Origin of the sequence: Roseburia sp. OM02-15, assembly GCF_003481835.1 — a bacterium.
Taxonomy (GTDB): domain Bacteria; phylum Bacillota; class Clostridia; order Lachnospirales; family Lachnospiraceae; genus Eubacterium_I; species Eubacterium_I ramulus_A.
Map to the genome: position 1 here is coordinate 1 of NZ_QULX01000005.1, position 18,818 is coordinate 18,818.

An 18,818-nucleotide genomic window follows, 5' to 3' on the forward strand; every position below is an offset into this window, starting at 1 on the left:
GTCATGCAATTGCATGACGCGCACCTCGCAACAAGAATGCCGGAGCATTCTTGAATTTAAACCACACAATTACCCGTAAAATTTACACTAATTTCGGTGCGTCCAATTCAGATGGACGTTCTTTTAATGCGTATGCCAGATTAATGGCATGATCGGAACATCGCTCCAGATCGGTAACCAGATCGGAGAAAATAACTCCACCAAGTGGATTACACATAGAGTTCATAATACGCTCAATGTGATTATTAATGAGATCTTTCTCATGATCATCTACATGTTGCTCCAGAATTTCAATCTGATCCAGCTTGCTGTAATCATCTTTTTCAAAAATATCCAACGCCAGATAAACGGCATCCAACGCATCCTGAGACATATCCAGAAGTTCTTTTCTGGCTGCCTCTGACATTTCTGCTTTTTTCGCATTCATCTGTTCAATGTACTCTACAATATTTTCCGCATGATCGGATAAGCGCTCAATATCAGTAACCGCAATGGTCATCATAGACACACGACGCATATTTTCCGGTGACAGATCCAGGGATCTGAGGTCTACCATGGCATCTGCAATCAGATGATTCAGGATATTGACACTCTCCTCATGAGACCGTACGGAAGCTGCCTTTGACATACTGTAATTGAAGAAGCAATCCAGTGCACGTTTCAGATTGTCAGCTGCGATATGTCCCATACGTGTGATCTCACGCTGTGTCTGACGCAAAGCAACTGGAGCCGGTACTTTTGTCAGCTGTGTCATATATACCAGAGAACGATCTTCTAACTGCTGGTTTTCCTCCGGAAGTACCGGAACAATCTTCTCTGCCAGCCAGATCAGTTTATTTGTAAACGATAACTCAACCAGTACCGCGATAATTGCGAAAATTGTATGCGTATTTGCCACCTGACGTCCAACATCGCTCGGTGACAGACTCTGGATTCCTGTCAGTATGATTGGGAAGATATTGATCAATGCAACCAGGATTCCCGCACGGAATACGTTAAACAGCAGGTTCAAAATTGCCGCTCTCTTTCCGTTTCTGTTTGCAGTCAGACTTGCAAGCAGGTTTGGTGTAACAGAACCAATTGCCGCACCAATTACCAGGTAAACAGCTACGTTGTAGCTAAGCAGTCCCTGAATGGCAAACGCCTGAAAAATAACGGTTGAAGAAGAAGAACTCTGCAGCAATGCCGTAAATGCAATACCAAAGAGAATTGCAAGTGCCGGATTGTTCAATGTGGATAAGAATGAAACAAATCCTTCACTCTGGGATAACGGATGAATCGCAACTTTCATCATGGTAATACCCTGGAATAACATACCAAAGCCCATGATGACAGATCCTACATGCTTCACAAAATCATTTTTCATAAACAGATACATGATCGCACCTGCAAAAAGAAGCAGCGGCGTAAATGTACTGATGTTAAACGCTGTGATCTGTGCAGTGATTGTTGTACCAATATTGGCACCCATAATAACACCGATCGCCTGTCCCAAGTTCATCAGACCTGAGTTTACAAATCCGATAACCATAACATCCGTAGCCGAAGAACTCTGAACCAGTATCGTCATACCAAGTCCCACAGCAATTGCAATCAATTTGTTTTTTGTTGCGTGTTCCAAAATTGTCTGGAGTTTATCACCACAGGCATTTTTCAGACCAGCGGACATGATCGTCATACCAAAAAGGAACAATCCAACGCCACCCAATAGTGAAAACACTTCTACTATAGACATATATTTATCCTCCGTAATATTCGTAAAAAAATTGTAAATAGATTTTTACATACGAATCTATTTTAACAGTAAATTGTAAATTTGTCTTTAGCTTAAACGTAATTTATTGAAAATAGGTAAAATATAAGAAATTTCAACGTAAAATAGAGGTAAAATATATAAATAGTAACAAATTTATCACTATCCATTTACGGAACCATAATTTTTCACAATTTTTAATGATTATTTTAATGAAAGTAACGGTTGATTTTTTGTTTTGTATTCTGTATAATTCGATTTGTGACTAAATTTTTTAGTTTTGCGGATATGGCGGAATTCATGACCATTGAACTACTAACGTTCAATGGTAGGCAGACGCGCCAGAGCGCGTTCATTACTTTGCGGATATGGCGGAATTGGCAGACGCGCCAGATTTAGGTTCTGGTGGGAGACCGTGCAGGTTCAAGTCCTGTTATCCGCATAAAATAAGGGTTTCCGGGCATTTTTCATAGTCCCGAAAACCCTTATTTTTTATGTTTTGACAGCAACTAACTTCCAACCGGAATATATGCAGCTTCTATTTTCCGTCCCACCATACGATTTCACCGGCTTCTTCGGTTTTTCTCAGATCGATCAGACGCTGATTTTCCGATCCTCGGAACTGCAGACTGATATTTTTCTTATCTTTCATAAATTCTCCGTCTACCAGCACATCCACACAAGCAAGCACCGCATCCGTCACCTCACAGCGTGCTCTTCCGGTTCCAATCTCTTTTCCAGTCAATTCCTCGTATACATAACCACTGTAAGCCCAGATTGTTTTTTTCGGCAATTCACGGCGCACTCTCTGTAAAAACGGAAGCAACACGTACTGATGCTCCGGCTCAAATGGTTCCCCGCCAAGTAATGTCAGACCTGACACATATCCAGGTTGCAATGCATCCATCAGTTCTTCTTCTACATCTTTTGTAAAAGGCTGACCATAGGAAAAATTCCATGTCTCCGGTTGAAAACATTCCTCACAATGATGCGTACATCCGGACACAAATAAGGTTACGCGTACTCCCGGTCCGTCCGCAATATCTGATTTTTTTATATTACAATAATACATGTTCTATCCCCTCCAGATACTATCTTCAGCTTATCGGAACTGATTTGTCTCCGGCTTATATTCATAATTGATCTGTGCAAGCTGATCTATAATTTCCTGTTCTGTTACACCATACGCTTTTGCCAGTTCTGCCAATGATGGATAATGGTCTCTCAGTTCTGTATTTACAACGCTTAAAAGCATCACAGGATCTTTTGGTAATTTCATTGTTTTATTCCTCCAGCATCTATGTCTCTGTATCATTCCCTATTATAATACTATATGCTCTTTTTTGGTATTCTATTTTTCAAGAATCGTTGCCATACCACTCATAATAAAAAGTCCAAATACTGCCAGAATGCCGCCACCAATCTGCTGCCACAAACGCCCCATCGCAGATAACTCTCCGTTGTTATACTGCCACTTCCGCAAAAAGAAATAACATTCTTCCGGATACATCACCCAGATAATTCCAAGAATATACCAAACCAGTCCAAATATATTCATATACCATTTTGAAATTGTTTCCTGATCATTATAGATGATCCTGCACAGTGCGTAACTGCAACGCTCCTGTCCCATGTCTGGAGTAATATTCACGCCATCTTCAGAAAATTCAAAGTTTCCATTCTGGAGTACTGGCACTCCGTTATCATACAACTCTTTCTGCTCTGTATCCCAGCTTCCTGATATAGTCTGATCTGGAAAATAAAATGTAATTTGTTCCTTTTCTATCTCATAGGAAACTTCCTGTTTTTTATCGTGAGAAACAATTGTAAATTCATGATCCGATGTCTGCTCTATATAATTAGAAATGTTCTTTTCATACCGCGAATCACTTTTTTTATAGAAAAAGTCATCTCCTACATAAACACCCGAACGTAACGTTGTATAAGTTCCATATCCAAATGCAACTGCTGCAATTAATACAATAATAACTGCCTTTATCGCCTTTTTTCTGCTGTTCATACTCCCCTCCTTTTTCCCATACCGTCTCCTACTATTTTTATAAAATAATCATACCATTCCACTTTTTCTCCTGTCAACAGCCGTCGATTTTCTTTAACATATATTAAGAAAGACCGTTATATAACGTCTTTCTCAACAATTACATAGCAGTCTTTTTTTAATTTATTATTTTTGTTACAAATCTCAGAGTTTTTAAGGCTTTTTTTCCTCGGCCGAAATTTTTTGTTAGTCAAATCCCCGAAAAAAATTTTTGGGTTTTAAGTTATTTTTGCTAATTTACAGATGAAGCACTCTCTCCTTAATTTCCTGAGTTCTTCCCTGATTCCAGAACTGTGTTCCGATATAACCACAGGTACGACGTGCCACATTCATCTTATCCTGATCATGGTTTCCGCAGTTCGGACACTCCCAGATCAGTTTTCCGTCTTCCTCTACGATCTGGATCTCACCAGTGTAACCGCATACCTGACAGAAATCACTCTTTGTATTCAGCTCTGCGTACATGATGTTGTCATAAATGTACTGCATTACTGCAAGTACTGCATCCAGATTCTGCTGCATGTTCGGTACTTCCACGTAACTGATCGCACCGCCCGGAGACAGCTTCTGGAATTGCGCTTCGAATTTCAGTTTTTCAAAAGCATCTATATTCTCTGTTACGTGTACATGATAGCTGTTTGTGATGTAGTTTTTGTCTGTTACACCCGGGATCAGTCCAAAACGTTTCTGCAGACATTTTGCAAATTTGTAAGTGGTGGACTCAAGCGGTGTGCCATACAGACTGAAGTCTACGTTGTGCTCTGCTTTCCACTCGTTGCAGACATCGTTCATATGCTGCATTACTTCCAGTGCAAACGGTGTTGCACTTGGATCTGTGTGGGATTTTCCTGTCATATAACGAACACATTCGCACAGACCTGCATATCCCAGTGAGATTGTGGAATATCCACCGTGAAGCAATTCATCAATGGTCTCACCTTTTTTCAGTCTTGCCAGTGCGCCATGCTGCCACAGGATCGGAGCTACATCAGAAGGTGTTCCTTCCAGACGCTCATGACGGCAAACCAGTGCGCGGTGGCAAAGTTCCAGACGCTCATCGAAAATCTTCCAGAATTTTTCCATGTTTCCGCCGGAAGAGCAGGCTACATCAACCAGGTTGACAGTTACAACACCCTGATTGAAACGTCCGTAATATTTCGGCTGATTTGTTTTCGGATCTACATACGGTGTCAGGAAGGAACGGCATCCCATGCACGGATAACAATGTCCCTCACCGTTTTTGTCTACTTTATTTTCAAACATAATCTTCTCAGAGATGTAATCCGGCACCATTCTTTTTGCGGTACACTCTGCAGCAAGTTTTGTCAGATACCAGTATTTGCTGTCCTCATGAATATTGTCCTCTTCTAAAACGTAGATCAGTTTCGGGAATGCCGGTGTGATATAGACACCTTTCTCATTCTTGATACCCTGAATACGCTGTTTTAACACTTCCTCAATGACCATAGCCAGATCATCTCTGGTACGTCCTTCCGGAACTTCGTTCAGGTACATAAAAATGGTAATAAACGGAGCCTGACCGTTGGTAGTCATGAGTGTGATTACCTGATACTGGATCATCTGAACGCCCTGTTTTACTTCTTTCTGTACACGAAGCTCTGCTACTTTATTGATTGTCTCTTCATCTGCTTCGATACCACTCTGCTCGAATTCGTAAGCAACTTCTTTCTGATATTTCTCACGGCTTACCTGTACAAACGGTACCAGATGGGACAGGGAAATACTCTGTCCGCCGTACTGAGAACTTGCGATCTGTGCAACCGCCTGTGTTGCTACGTTACATGCAGTAGAAAAGCTGTGTGGTTTTTCGATCATTGTCTCGCTGATCACGGTTCCGTTCTCCAGCATGTCGTCCAGATTTACCAGACAGCAGTTGTGCATATGCTGCGCAAAATAATCAGCATCGTGGAAATGGATCAGACCTTTCTCATGTGCATCCACGATATCTTCTGGCAGAAGGAACCGTTTTGTAATATCTTTACTTACCTCACCCGCCATATAGTCACGCTGTACGCTGTTAACTGCCGGGTTTTTGTTGGAGTTTTCCTGTTTTACTTCTTCGTTGTCAAACTCAAGCAGGCTTAAGATCTGCTCATCTGTTGAGTTGGACTTACGCACCAGCGCTCTCTTATATCGGTAGGTGATATAGTTACGCGCTACAGAAAAGGCTCTCTGGTTCATGATCTGATTCTCTACCAGATCCTGAATTTCCTCTACACTCAGTGCACGATTCATGCCTTCACAAATCGTACGCATATTGGCTCCGATAACTGCGATCTGCTCTTTGCTCATCCGCTCAGTCTCTGCCACACTGTCATTCGCCCTGATCACTGCGGAAATAATCTTATCCAGATCAAACTGCGATTCTGATCCGCTACGTTTAATAATCTTCATTCCACTCGCCCTTTCTTACCACTTTTTCTCTTACTTTTATTATTTGTTCATCTGCTGTTCAGAGTTGTCTCAAGTAACATCCAACCCTTTTTTTCTCTCCAAACAGTTGAATTTCTATTATAACGATCCTGTTGATCCCTTTCGAAGCCCTGTCTTCTTCTCTGGAGGACCGTTCTTGACCATTGTACAATATCTAGTGTTGATTTTCAATTACAAATCCTACATCTAGTGATTTTCTATCAATATCCACAAATTTCAGTTAACGTATTGACTTTTTGAAATCACTCAGAATACTGCCTTTTTTTCGCAACTTTTTCCATTTAATTCAAAAAATTTCAAAATGCAAAAATAGCACTTTGCACAATTGACAAAAAATGTTTTTCAAATATCAATACTATATCTTGTATGTGCATTTTTTTACACACCTATTCCTCAAAAACAGAGGTTTTTACGCACAAAAAGAGAGGGAAAGAGTTCCGTCGTGATCAGGTACTCTTACCCCTCCCCTGATGTCAGATCTGATAACCAAACTGTCTATGTCATATTTCCATGACACAACATCTGGTATGATATTCATTTTTCTTATGCTTCTGCTGTCAGTTTTTCGATAGCAGCTTTGATACGTGCGATGGACTCTTCTTTTCCAAGTACCTCCATCAGCTCAGTTGCTCCACCCGGTGTCATCTGTTTTCCGGAAAGTGCAGTACGGATCGGCCACATTACATAACCGTTCTTGTATCCGTTTTCTTTTACATAACCGCTAAGCATTGCATACAGGGCATCGTTGCTGTAATCTTCCTGTGCTTCCAGTAACGGTAACACATCTTTTAAAACTGCCAGAGATGTCTCTGCATTTGTTTTCATCTTTTTATGTGTATACATTGCTACATCGTACTCCGGAACTGCCTCGAAGAAATCAATATGCTCTTTGATATCCGGGAAGATCTCGATACGTGTTTTTACCATCTGAGCGATCTTCTTGTAATCACAATCACGATGTACCACTTCTTTGATGTACGGCTCTGCCATCTCGTAGAATGCATCAAAATCCATTGCTTTGATGTACTCTCCGTTCATCCATTTCAGTTTTACCATATCAAAAACGGCCGGAGATTTGCTGATGTGATGATAATCAAATTCTTTCACCAGCTCCTCTAAGGAGAAGATCTCACGGTTGTCTACCGGACTCCATCCAAGCAGTGCAACAAAATTTACAACTGCCTCAGATAAAAATCCCTGTTCGATCAGGTCTTCATAAGAAGAATGTCCGCTACGTTTGCTCAGTTTCTGATGTTCTTCGTTTGTGATCAGCGGGCAGTGGATGTATTTCGGCTCTTCCCATCCGAAGGCATGATACAGTCTTGTATATTTCGGTGCGGAAGACAGATACTCATTACCACGGACTACGTGTGTGATGTTCATCAGATGATCATCTACAACGTTTGCAAAGTTGTAAGTCGGATATCCGTCGGATTTGATCAGGATCATGTCATCCAGCTCAGAGTTTGGCTGTGTAATGTCTCCGTAAATCTCATCATGGAAAGTTGTCTCTCCTTCATTCGGTACATTGGCACGGATAACATACGGTTTTCCTGCTGCCAGATTTGCCTCGATTTCTTCTTTGGAAAGATGCAGACAATGTTTGTCATAAACGCTGATCTCTTTACCGTTGATGTTCTGTTTTAAAGAATCCAGACGCTCTTTGTCGCAGAAGCAGTAATATGCCTCGCCTTTTTCGATCAGTTTCTTTGCATATTCCAGATAAAGACCGCTCTTGCAGCGCTCACTCTGGATGTACGGACCATAGCCGCCATCTTTGTCCGGTCCTTCATCGTGGATCAGACCTGTTTTTTCCAGTGTACGGTAAATGATGCCCAGTGCTTCTTCTACGAAACGCTCCTGGTCAGTATCTTCTATTCTTAATACAAAATCTCCGCCCTCATGCTTTGCGATCAGATATGTGTACAAAGCGGTACGCAGATTACCAACGTGCATACGGCCTGTCGGGCTCGGTGCAAATCTTGTTCTGACTTTAGCCATAACTCTACCTCTTTCTGTATATTTATTTCGATTCAACATCCAACTTTTTCAGTTTATCTTCATATGCTAGTAAAATCTACACATGATTTTGAATCACACAAACTGATAAATTTTTCTGAATCGTTTTCTTCATTCCATAAGCGTTCCTATTATAACGCAAACAGGATATTTCCACAAGAGAAAAAAACAGGATACCTGTCAGTATCCTGCCTGCAAGCGTCAGCTTGTCTTAAGTTCTTTCCAGAGCTGACTGTAATATGCTGTGGTATCCGCATCCAATGCTTTGTATACCTCACATTTTTCCAGTGTCTCCTCACTCGGGAAAATCAACGGATCATTCTTTGTCTCCTCATCCAGCTGATCGTATACTGCTGTATTCGGTGTCGGATAATAGATTTCCTCAAAGTTTTTCATCGCAATATCTTCTCTGCAGAGGAAATCCAGGAACTTCAGTGCACCCTCATGGTTTTCTCCTTTTTTCATCATTGTCCAGGAATCAAACCATACATTGGAGCCCTCCTCCGGAACGACATATTCCAGATCTTCATCATAATCGTTGGCTAAATATGCCTCACCGGAATAGCAGACAGCTAATGCCGCATTTCCGGCAACCATCTCCTCGCGGACTTCATCTACGAAATATGCTTCCACATCCGGTTTCTGCTCGATCAGCAGCTTCTGTGCAATGTCCAGTTCCTTACGATCTGTTGTGTTCAGAGAATATCCTTTATATTTCAATGCACACATATACGCATCACGGATACTGTTCTGCATAATAATCTCTCCGGCGTATTTTCCGTTAAACAGACTGTCCCAGCTTGTGATCTCCTCATCCACCATATTTGTGTTGTACAAGATACCTACGGTTCCCCAGAAATACGGAACGCTGTATTTGAGTTCCGGATCATAAGATTTGGACATTTCCCAGTAAAGATCACCAATATTATCGATATACTGCATTTTGCTGTAATCGATTTCTTCCGCCTCACCCTCTTCGATAAAACGCTCTACCATGTAATCGGAAGAACAGACCAGATCATATGGAATCGTACTCGCCATATATTTGGAATACATTTCCTCCGGTGTCGTTGCTTCCTCATAAAGCACTTTGATTCCGGTCTCTTTCTGAAACTGTTTTAATATGGAAGTATCAATATATTCTCCATAGTTTAATACCACAATGGTATCTTTTCCGCCAGCTTCGGACATATCCACGGAAGATTCTTCCTCTCCGGTAGCACCGCAGCCGACTAAAATTCCGGTCATGGCAACACACAGCGCCATTGCCACCCGGCGTTTCCAATTTCTATTTATCATACTGTCACCTTTCCCATTCGCCCGGCGTGTTCTATGCCATAAAATACTTTTTTCTATATAGAAGATGTTTTTCTTACAAAATTCAAGAATGCTCCGGCATTCTTGTTGCGAGGTGCGCGTCATGCAATTGCATGACATACTTCAACTGCGCACCTCTGTAATCCTGCCGGAGGCTATATCAGATGGGGGATTGGCTCCCACCACTGATACTAGCTTGTTTTTCACCACCTATAGAGGTGGGAGTCATCTCCCATCTGATATTTTTATCGCAACCGCCTTTTTGCCGTTTATCGTACTGCTGCTCTAAAGCGGACATTCGCAATCCGCTTTTGCTACCTGCTCATGAACGCAGTTGCTTTGCGACCTGCGTTCACTCTGTTCTGATGAATTCTCGGAACATAATTTGCCAGCAGTAAGATCACCAATACTACCACAAAAATCAGTGTGGAAAGTGCATACATTTCCGGCTTGATACCACGCTTTAACTCACCGTAGATCATGGTGGATAAGGTATTGATTCCTGCTCCCTTTGTGAAATATGTAACAACGAAATCATCCATGGACATTGTCAGCGCCATGAAAAATCCACTCATTACAGACGGGAAGATCATTGGCAGAATGACACGTACAAATGCTGTCACGCTGTTTGCGCCAAGATCTCGTGCCGCCTCGTACACACTCATATCCATCTGTTGCAGTTTCGGTAAAATACTCAAAATGACATATGGAATATTGAACGTGATATGCGCCAGTAAAATACTTACATAACCTAAATTCGTAAATCTGGAAAACCACAGCATCAGTGCGATACCTGTTACAATATCTGCATTCAACATTGGAATATTTCCCACGCCAAGAGTCAGTGTGTAGCTTCTTTTTCGCATTGCATCGATACCGATGGCTGCCAAAAGACCGATTCCGGTTGCGATCGCCGCAGATGCGAAACCAATGGTCAATGTATTCTGTAACGCCGCCATTACATCACTGTTGTGTAGCAGGTTTTGATACCATTCCAGTGTAAATCCACCCCATACAACACGGGATCTGGATGCATTAAAGGAAAGAACGACCAGCACTGCAATCGGAATATACAAAAACGCAATGATCAGCACCAGATAAAATTTCATAAAAAATCGCTTTACCATACGCTGCGCTCCTTTCCTGCATCTGTTTTTGAAGTAAACATCATACTGATCAACACAAAGATCATCAGCGCAATGGATAAACCAGAACCAAGATTCCAGTTCATACTTGTTGAGAATTCCTGTTCAATAATATTTCCGATCAGCATAATCTTACCGCCGCCCAGAATATCCGGAATGGCAAAAGTGGTCAGTGACGGAACAAATACCATGGTAATTCCACTGATGATTCCCGGCATGGTCAGCGGGATCATAATTTTTGTCAGTACTGCTTTTGGCGGTGCGCCAAGGTCTCTGGCTGCCTCAAGGATATCCTCATTCAGCTCGGAAACCGCATTGTATACCGGCAGTATCATAAATGGCAGATAATCATATACCATACCGATTACAATTGCCACATTGGAATTGGCAAGATGCTGTCCCGGCAGTCCAAGTGCGCCAAGCAGTGCATTGATAATACCGTTTCTGGATAACAATAGCTGCCATGCCATGATACGCAGTACAAAATTTACCCACATCGGCAGGATCACGATGATCGCCATCATTCCCTGTTTTCCGATGTTCAATTTCCGCAGCATTACTGCCAGCGGATATGCCAGCACCAGACAGATGGCGGTGCAGAGCAGTGCAAGCCAAAGTGCCAGCAATAAAGATTTCAAATGCACCGGCTGGAAAATCGCCAGAATGTTCGCCAACGTAAATCCGCCGTTTCCATCCCCCAGCGCATAAAATACGATCATCAAAATCGGCAATACCGTAAATCCCATGATCCAGATAATATACGGCGTAGCCAGTAAACTTCTCTTATTCATCCTTTTTGATAACCTCCTGTGCGGAAGACACTGGTTTGTGCATGATCTGAATATTTTCCGGTTTTACATACAAACCGATCTCTGTACCCGGATGGTAAGCAATGGTACTGTGCGCCAGCCACTCAAAGCCTTTTGCCTGCACTTTCATCTCATAGTGAACACCTTTAAACAAAATGGATGTCACAACACCGTCCATCATACCCTCTCCCGGCTGTACAAATTCCATATCCTCCGGTCGGATAACCACATCGACATTTTCATTCGGAGCAAATCCGGTATCCACGCATGGGAACGGACATCCAAGGATTTCCACCAGACAATCCTTCGGCATCACACCGTCTATGATATTACTCTCGCCGATAAAATCTGCTACAAAGGCATTCTGCGGCTCGTTGTAAATATCTACCGGTGTTCCTACCTGCTGGATCAGCCCCTGGTTCATAACAATGATACGGTCAGACATGGTCAGTGCTTCTTCCTGATCATGGGTAACAAAAATAAAGGTAATACCCAGCTCATTTTTAATTTTGATCAGCTCCTGCTGCATATCCTGACGCAGTTTCAGATCCAGTGCCCCCAGCGGCTCATCCAACAGCAGTACTTCCGGCTCATTTACAATGGCACGGGCAATGGCGATACGCTGCTGCTGTCCGCCGGAGAGAGACATCGGATGACGATCCTCAAATCCTTCCAGATCTACCAGTTTCAGTGCATATTTGATCTTATCCTGAATATAAGATTTGCTTTTTTTCTTTAATTTCAGTCCAAAAGCAATATTTTCTCCAACGCTCATATGGGAAAACAAAGAATATTTCTGAAATACGGTATTGATGTGACGTTTATCCGGAGACAGATTTGTGATATCCTGTCCTTCAAAAATAACTTTTCCCTCATCCGGTGTGGCAAATCCGCCGATGATACGCAGTGTCGTTGTCTTACCGCAGCCGGAAGGACCTAATAATGTCACAAATTCATTTCTTCCGATATCAATACTCAGATCATCCAGTATCTTTTTCCCGTCAAAAGATTTCGTCAGATGCTGTAAATTTAAAATTGGCTGTTCCATCCCATTTCTCCTCATGTTAATTATTTTTCCTGTTTAACCCACTCAAGATAAGTCCCCTTCGCTGCTCATTTTTCACATTGAAAACAGGATACTTACTTTAGTCAAAGGATATTCGCAATCCGCCTTCGCTACTTGCTCATAACCAAATAGCTGCTTCGCAGCTTATCAGAAGGGGCTTGCAGCCCTCCTGATACAAGCAAGTCCCTACCCCTGCTTATTGCTTTTCGCAATTGAAGCAGGGGACTTCCTTGATTTGGTTAAAAGGTTGGCGGCGTGCTCACCCACACAAATTTTGCCGGGCGGCTGCCGGTATTTTCAATATAATGATTTCTGTTCGCACAGAAATAAAAACTTTCTCCGGATTTCACGGTATATGTCTTGTCGCCAAGGTGCAAACGGATTCTTCCAGAAATCACATATCCGAACTCCTCGCCCTCATGAGGCTTATCCTCCTGCAATTTCTCCTTTGGCTGAACCACCACAAGCAACGGTTCCATCTGATATTGCTGCGCATTCGGCACAATCCACTGAATGCTGTTTCCGGCTTCATCAATTTTTTCAAAAAATGCGCCTTCCGAATACACCACATGTTCTTCTTCCGTCTCCTTGAAAAATTCAGACGGTGTCGTTCCCAGACATTCGATGAGATCCAACAGTGTCACCACAGAAGGTGCCACCTGACCACGCTCTAACTGGGAAATATATCCTTTCGTCAATTCTGACCGGTCTGCCAGCTCCTGCTGCGTCAGACCATTCTGATTTCTCAGATCTTTGATTTTTTCTCCGATTCTGCAATTCACATAATTCGGTTCCATGTTCTCGCTTCCATTTCTTTCGGATTAACACTACTATTCTAAATAGTTAACAAAATGTTGACTGTCACTAAACTTTTCGCACGATTTTGATTATACTATTATTAAACAGAAAGTCAACTATTATTGTTATTTTTTACATACTTCTTACTGTATTTTTTCCCGGACATTTCACAGCCTTTTCCAGAAACCAAATAGCTTTCATCTCAGTCTGAGTTGAGACTCCCACTTCTGGAAGTGGTGAGTAGTAACAAGTATTTCTCAGTGGGAGTTCAATCTCCGACTGAGATAAATGCTCCGCGAGGGCGCACATTGTCTGGGAGACAATGGTTTTGCGCCGACCGAAACGAAGTGTAGAGTGCAGTGATTCTGAAAAGAAGATGTCAGCTTGCGCTGACCAGAATCACGCACCAAGTCTCACGTGCGTTCGACTTGAACAACGTTGTAAATTTCCTTTCTTTTGCACAAAAGCAGACGGCTTCTTTTTATGCAAATACAATCCGTTTTCGCCTGTATTTATGCACATAAGAAACTGTCTGCTTTCATATATATTAGTAATCTCATGTCCGAAGGAGAACCTATGAAAAAAGAAAAACGCTTCTCCCTTCTGCTGCCGGTGGTAGTCTGCAGCATCCTTGCCATAACTATTTATTTTCAGATGACAACCGGAGTGATTTCCGTCAGCAATACTGTAAACGGCAAAGAGCTTCCGATTTATTGTGTGGATACCAAAGAACCCAAAATTGCGATTTCGTTTGACGCCGCCTGGGGCAATGATGATACTGCGCGGATTCTGGAAATTCTTGCAAAACATAATGTTCATGCGACGTTTTTCATGACGGGTGGATGGGTAGATTCTTACCCTGATGATGTGAAGGCAATTTATGAAGGTGGACACGATCTTGGCAATCACAGTCAGAATCATAAAAATATGAGTCAGCTGTCCGATACGGAAATCCGGAATGAGATCATGTCTGTGCATGAAAAAGTGAAAGCGTTGACCGGATATGATATGTTTCTTTTCCGACCGCCTTACGGAGATTATGATAATGAAGTCATCACGGGCGTGCTGTCCTGTGGATATTATCCGATTCAGTGGTCTATTGATAGTCTCGATTGGAAGGATTACGGTGTGGATGATATTATTACCCGGATCTGCGACAATAAGCAGCTGACCGGTGGGGCTATTATCTTGTGTCATAATGGGGCTAAATATACAGCGGATGCGCTGGATACGCTGCTGACGCAGCTGGAAGAAAAGGGGTTTCAGTTTGTGCCGATTTCAGAATTAATTTATCGGGAGAATTATCATTTAGATGTGACCGGAAAGCAGATTTTAGATTAAATGGTAGGGAAAATTTAGGTTATTGAAATAATACGAAATCGGAGAATCTTTTAGGATATCTCGACGTAAATAGCGCCCAAATTGATTTTTTCTTTATGAGCGATTATTAGCCAGAAAGACAAAATCAATTTGGGCGCTTTCATTAAGTCAAAGGATATTCGCAATCCGCCTTCGCTACTTGCTCATAACCAAATAGCTGCTTCGCAGCTTATCAGAAGGGGCTTGCACCCCTCCTGATACAATCAAGTCCCTACCCCTGCTTATTGCTTTTCGCAATTGAAGCAGGGGACTTCCTTGATTTGGTTAAAATCTTTATCCGAAACATCCCACATACTGCCCTCGTCCAGTCCCTGTTCGGTGAGCCATTCGTCTTCGACTTCCAGTCGACGTGTCTCACCCTTTTCATTTTCTAATATAACTAGACATTTTAATTTTTCTCCCGGCAGCCGTTCTTCACAGCCAAAGTCCGCCTCTGCGATCTGTTTGATTTTCCACATACAAATGCTCCTTATTGTCTCTTATAAAATCATACATTCAAAAATTTCATCCGCATTACACTATATTCGTTCCAAGCAAGGACATAATTTCCGCTATAATCACGCAGCACAATTCCCGTTACAACCGCATACCGCATTTCGGGCAAAACACAAAGTCTTCGGTTGTCTCATACCCACAATTCGTGCAACGCTTATAACCACCATAGTGATACCCCGATCTACCATTTTCAACTTTTTGCAAATGTTCCGGTAAGATCCGCACATCTTCGCCACGCTCGATTCTTCGACCGATTTCCCTATCCAATTCATACAGGGTGTGACAACAACTGGTCTGCACATAATAGTGTCTGTTCCATTTGAAACACGGAATAAAAAACAGTGACAATACGGTGTATGTCATAAATATCTGAAACCGTCCGTATCGTCCACACACACTACAGATTTCGGTCTGATTATAATCCAGATTTTTTCTTCCGTCCGTGATTCCCATCATAAAAAACATTTCTCAATCTCCTACTTTAAATCCACTCGTAGTCGCCGCCAGTTACTGCTAATGAAAGTAACGCATCCATACGCTCCACATTTTCTGCACCTTCTACTACTTCCAGCAGTTTTGCCGTCTCTTTTGCCACCGGCATTTCTTCATCCGGTCCGATCTCCATATCCGGTTCTTCTCCACAATACGGGCACACCAGCTTTGGTCCGATCTTCAGAGATAAAAATCTGTTTGCGCATTCTTCACATTCATAAAATCCGCACATTTCTGTGCCATCTGGTACATAATACATTCCATTCAACCTCTATTCTTACTATCTTATTTCTGCCGGGCAGATATATTCGCGGCAAAGTTTTGTCCATTTGCAACTATTCTATCACACCAGACTTTTTATAGCAAAAAATTTATGGCACATACAAGTAATGAATGTTATAATAATCTATATTTTAGATCATTTAATCTAATTTCGATTAGTTTTTATTCAGGCTTTCGATACATAGATTCGAAAACTTGATTCAAAATATTTTATACTTTTTCGAACTTTTAAAGGGGGTTTTATAATATGTCTCTGCAATCCCGCGCAGTTACAATGACAAAACAAATGATTCAGATTGAAAGTACCGATCCGGGTACTTATGAAAATGCGATGGCAGACTGGATCACCACACAGCTTGCGCCATATCCCAATGTCCGATTATCCCGTCAGGAAGTGCTTCCCGGTCGCCCAAATCTCATAGCTGAGCTGACCGGTGATCCATCTCTGCCTGCACTGGTGATGATCTGTCACATGGATACGGTTGTCGTAGGCGATGGATGGACGCTGCCACCTTTTGATGCCATTGAAAAAGATGGAAAAATTTATGGGCGTGGCGCCTGTGACATGAAATCCGGTCTTGCCTGTTGCCTTTCTGCATTTCAATATGCCGCAGAAACACTTCAAACATCCGGTAAAACACCAAAGCAGACACTAAAACTAATCTGTTCCATGGACGAAGAGGATTTCATGCGTGGTTCCGAAGCGTGTATACAAGCTGGCTGGGTTACAGACCACGACTGGGTGATTGATGCTGAACCGACCAATGGACAGATTCAGATGGCACACAAAGGCCGCACCTGGTATGAAATTGATGTGCAGGGACACACTGCCCATGCAAGCACGCCATGGAAAGGTGCCGATGCCATTGCCGCCATGGCAGAGATTATTCGTGAAATCCGACATGCGATTCTGTATGCACCGGTTCACCCTGATATGGGAAGTTCCACGGTCACTTTCGGGCAGATCACCGGCGGTTATCGTCCCTATGTTGTGCCAGATCACTGTAAAGTCTGGATTGACATGCGTCTGGTTCCACCCTTGAATACAGAAAAAACAAATGCCATCGTGGAAGCTGCCATTGAACACGCGGAACAGTCTGTCAGTGGGATTTCCGCAACCTATAAAATCACCGGCGACCGACCACCGATTGAACAGAATCCGACTTCTCCGCTTCTGGAAAATTTAAAACTGTCCTGTCAGGAAGTCACTGGAGAAGTTCCACAGGTCAGCTGTTTTACCGGTTACACAGATACTGCTGTCATTGCCGGACAACTCCACAACCGTAACTGTATGTCCTATGGTCCGGGTTGTCTCGAAGCAGCTCACCAACCGGATGAATGGGTTGTCATTGATGATATTTTACGCTGTGAACAGGTATATCAGCAGCTTGTAAAAAGCACAATTTAATAACAGGTATACCAGCAGCTTGTAAAAACACGATTTTATAAAGTCAATTTAGGGCATACAAAAAATGTATCTTTTTCAAAAAGTTTTCTATATAGAAAATAATCCAAGTTCTCTCTATAAAATAACAAACCTCAGATATCACGCCTTCTTTTTTCGTAATATCTGAGGTTATATATTGCTTTTATCCAAGAATGTTCTCAGCACTTTTACTGTAACATGCACAGCATACAGCATTTAATCCAATTTTTCTTTGTATCTCTGCAAATCTGACTTTCAGTTCATGTAAATTTAATCTGACTCTGTTACTGTTCGTTTCTCAGCAATTTTGTAATCGTCTGGATTATCGTTTTCATATTCAGCGGTTTTGTCAGATGTGCATTCATGCCTGCCTCCTGACTTTTCTTTCTGTCTTCCATGAAAGCATTTGCTGTCAGGGCAATGATCGGCACAGTTTCCGCATCCGGTCGCTCCAGTGCGCGAATTGCCTTCGCTGCTTCCATACCATTCATAACCGGCATCATAATATCCATCAAAATGACATCAAAACTTTCCTGCGGATATGTCGCAAACACATCAACTGCTTCCTGACCGTTATGTGCACAGGTTACTTTTGCTCCCTGTTCCTGAAGCAGTTCTGCAATGATCTCAATATTCAGGGCATTATCCTCAACAAGTAAAATATTTACTCCCTGAATCCCTGTTTCCGCATTTATCTCCGTCCTGTCGCTGACTTCTTCTTTCGGTGCAATTTCAAACGGCAGTATTACACGGAAAGTCGATTCTTCCTCCACTTTACTGGTTACTTCAATAGTTCCACCCATTTTGTCCACTAGCGATTTTACAATCGCCATGCCAAGCCCGGTTCCATGGTAAACGCTTCGCGCATCTACTTTTTCCTGTGCGAAAGGATCAAACAAATGCTTCAGAAATTCTGGTTTCATACCAATACCGGTATCCTGAATCGTGCAGCTGTACCAGATCCGATTTCCTTCCTGCTTTTCTGTTTCCATTTTGCATGAAATCGTTCCACCCGGTCGATTATATTTCACCGCATTATTCAAAATATTTACAAATATCTGCCGCACATGTAGCGGACTTCCGTATACGTATAGATGCAGTATATTCATGCTGCAATCCGAATGCTGCAAAGTGATACCTGTCTCCTTTGCATGAATCTCCGTCAGTGCCAGAATATCACCTGACAGTTCGCACAGGTCAAATGCTTCATGTGCAAACTCCACTTTATCATCTTCCAGCTTGCTCATATTCAAAACATCGTTGATCAGTGATAACAGATGATTTGCTGCAACTCTTGCATTTTTCCGGTACTGTAGCAATAAT

Annotated in this window: 17 protein-coding genes and 1 tRNA gene; 3 read left to right on the plus strand and 15 right to left on the minus strand. The window is 42.3% G+C overall.

Going from position 1 to position 18,818, the window contains the following annotated elements:
* Nucleotides 1-82 precede the first annotated feature (82 nt).
* Nucleotides 83-1,735 carry a Na/Pi cotransporter family protein gene (locus tag DXB15_RS06130; protein ID WP_118702340.1) on the minus strand — a complete coding sequence of 551 codons (1,653 nt, stop codon included), beginning with the start codon at nucleotides 1,733-1,735 and terminating at the stop codon, nucleotides 83-85.
* A gap of 380 nt (nucleotides 1,736-2,115) precedes the next feature.
* Between DXB15_RS06130 and DXB15_RS06135 the strand changes: the two genes are divergently transcribed.
* Nucleotides 2,116-2,195, plus strand: a tRNA-Leu gene (locus DXB15_RS06135).
* A gap of 96 nt (nucleotides 2,196-2,291) precedes the next feature.
* Here DXB15_RS06135 and nrdG read toward each other — a convergent pair.
* The 10 genes from nrdG to DXB15_RS06185 form a co-directional block, all read right to left on the minus strand.
* Nucleotides 2,292-2,825, minus strand: a complete 534-nt coding sequence (gene nrdG / locus DXB15_RS06140) for an anaerobic ribonucleoside-triphosphate reductase activating protein (protein WP_118702341.1) — start codon at nucleotides 2,823-2,825, stop codon at nucleotides 2,292-2,294.
* A gap of 30 nt (nucleotides 2,826-2,855) precedes the next feature.
* Complete coding sequence (locus tag DXB15_RS06145) at nucleotides 2,856-3,032, minus strand: DUF4250 domain-containing protein (protein WP_118702342.1); 177 nt, start codon at nucleotides 3,030-3,032, stop codon at nucleotides 2,856-2,858.
* A gap of 72 nt (nucleotides 3,033-3,104) precedes the next feature.
* On the minus strand, nucleotides 3,105-3,773 hold the full coding sequence (locus DXB15_RS06150; RefSeq protein ID WP_118702343.1) for a hypothetical protein: 669 nt from the start codon (nucleotides 3,771-3,773) through the stop codon (nucleotides 3,105-3,107).
* A 276-nt stretch (nucleotides 3,774-4,049) separates the two neighbouring features.
* A complete protein-coding gene (gene nrdD / locus DXB15_RS06155; protein WP_109216803.1) occupies nucleotides 4,050-6,227 on the minus strand; it encodes an anaerobic ribonucleoside-triphosphate reductase in 2,178 nt (725 codons plus the stop codon).
* Nucleotides 6,228-6,809: 582 nt separating this feature from the next.
* Nucleotides 6,810-8,267, minus strand: coding sequence for a glutamate--tRNA ligase (gene gltX / locus DXB15_RS06160; protein WP_109216804.1), 1,458 nt, complete (start codon nucleotides 8,265-8,267; stop codon nucleotides 6,810-6,812).
* 219 nt (nucleotides 8,268-8,486) lie between these two features.
* Nucleotides 8,487-9,584 (minus strand): ABC transporter substrate-binding protein, encoded by a 1,098-nt coding sequence (locus DXB15_RS06165; protein WP_118702344.1) that lies wholly within the window; start codon nucleotides 9,582-9,584, stop codon nucleotides 8,487-8,489.
* 332 nt (nucleotides 9,585-9,916) lie between these two features.
* Nucleotides 9,917-10,729 (minus strand): ABC transporter permease, encoded by an 813-nt coding sequence (locus tag DXB15_RS06170; protein ID WP_109216806.1) that lies wholly within the window; start codon nucleotides 10,727-10,729, stop codon nucleotides 9,917-9,919.
* Nucleotides 10,723-11,538: an ABC transporter permease gene (locus tag DXB15_RS06175; RefSeq protein ID WP_109216807.1), complete on the minus strand. Its 816-nt coding sequence runs from the start codon at nucleotides 11,536-11,538 to the stop codon at nucleotides 10,723-10,725. The genes DXB15_RS06170 and DXB15_RS06175 overlap by 7 nt, the downstream gene beginning before the upstream one ends.
* A complete protein-coding gene (locus DXB15_RS06180; RefSeq protein WP_109216808.1) occupies nucleotides 11,531-12,604 on the minus strand; it encodes an ABC transporter ATP-binding protein in 1,074 nt (357 codons plus the stop codon). The genes DXB15_RS06175 and DXB15_RS06180 overlap by 8 nt, the downstream gene beginning before the upstream one ends.
* A 257-nt stretch (nucleotides 12,605-12,861) precedes the next feature.
* Nucleotides 12,862-13,419, minus strand: coding sequence for a helix-turn-helix domain-containing protein (locus DXB15_RS06185; RefSeq protein ID WP_109216809.1), 558 nt, complete (start codon nucleotides 13,417-13,419; stop codon nucleotides 12,862-12,864).
* 577 nt (nucleotides 13,420-13,996) lie between these two features.
* Between DXB15_RS06185 and DXB15_RS06190 the strand changes: the two genes are divergently transcribed.
* Nucleotides 13,997-14,761, plus strand: coding sequence for a polysaccharide deacetylase family protein (locus tag DXB15_RS06190; RefSeq protein ID WP_118702345.1), 765 nt, complete (start codon nucleotides 13,997-13,999; stop codon nucleotides 14,759-14,761).
* Between the two features lie 260 nt (nucleotides 14,762-15,021).
* Here DXB15_RS06190 and DXB15_RS06195 read toward each other — a convergent pair whose 3' ends face one another.
* The 3 genes from DXB15_RS06195 to DXB15_RS06205 all read right to left on the minus strand — a co-directional run bounded on the left by DXB15_RS06195 (nucleotide 15,022) and on the right by DXB15_RS06205 (nucleotide 16,046).
* Nucleotides 15,022-15,258 carry a hypothetical protein gene (locus DXB15_RS06195; RefSeq protein WP_109216675.1) on the minus strand — a complete coding sequence of 79 codons (237 nt, stop codon included), beginning with the start codon at nucleotides 15,256-15,258 and terminating at the stop codon, nucleotides 15,022-15,024.
* A 118-nt stretch (nucleotides 15,259-15,376) separates the two neighbouring features.
* Entirely contained in the window at nucleotides 15,377-15,760 is a 384-nt protein-coding gene (locus DXB15_RS06200) for a zinc ribbon domain-containing protein (RefSeq protein ID WP_118702346.1), read from the minus strand.
* A 16-nt stretch (nucleotides 15,761-15,776) separates the two neighbouring features.
* Nucleotides 15,777-16,046 (minus strand): hypothetical protein, encoded by a 270-nt coding sequence (locus DXB15_RS06205; RefSeq protein ID WP_109216673.1) that lies wholly within the window; start codon nucleotides 16,044-16,046, stop codon nucleotides 15,777-15,779.
* 270 nt (nucleotides 16,047-16,316) lie between these two features.
* On the opposite strand from DXB15_RS06205, the gene DXB15_RS06210 reads away from it, so the two are divergent.
* Nucleotides 16,317-17,477 carry a M20 family metallopeptidase gene (locus DXB15_RS06210; protein WP_109216672.1) on the plus strand — a complete coding sequence of 387 codons (1,161 nt, stop codon included), beginning with the start codon at nucleotides 16,317-16,319 and terminating at the stop codon, nucleotides 17,475-17,477.
* 302 nt (nucleotides 17,478-17,779) lie between these two features.
* Here the strand turns inward: DXB15_RS06210 and DXB15_RS06215 are convergent, their stop codons facing one another.
* Nucleotides 17,780-18,814 (minus strand): ATP-binding protein, encoded by a 1,035-nt coding sequence (locus tag DXB15_RS06215; RefSeq protein ID WP_118702347.1) that lies wholly within the window; start codon nucleotides 18,812-18,814, stop codon nucleotides 17,780-17,782.
* Between the last annotated feature and the right edge of the window lie 4 nt (nucleotides 18,815-18,818).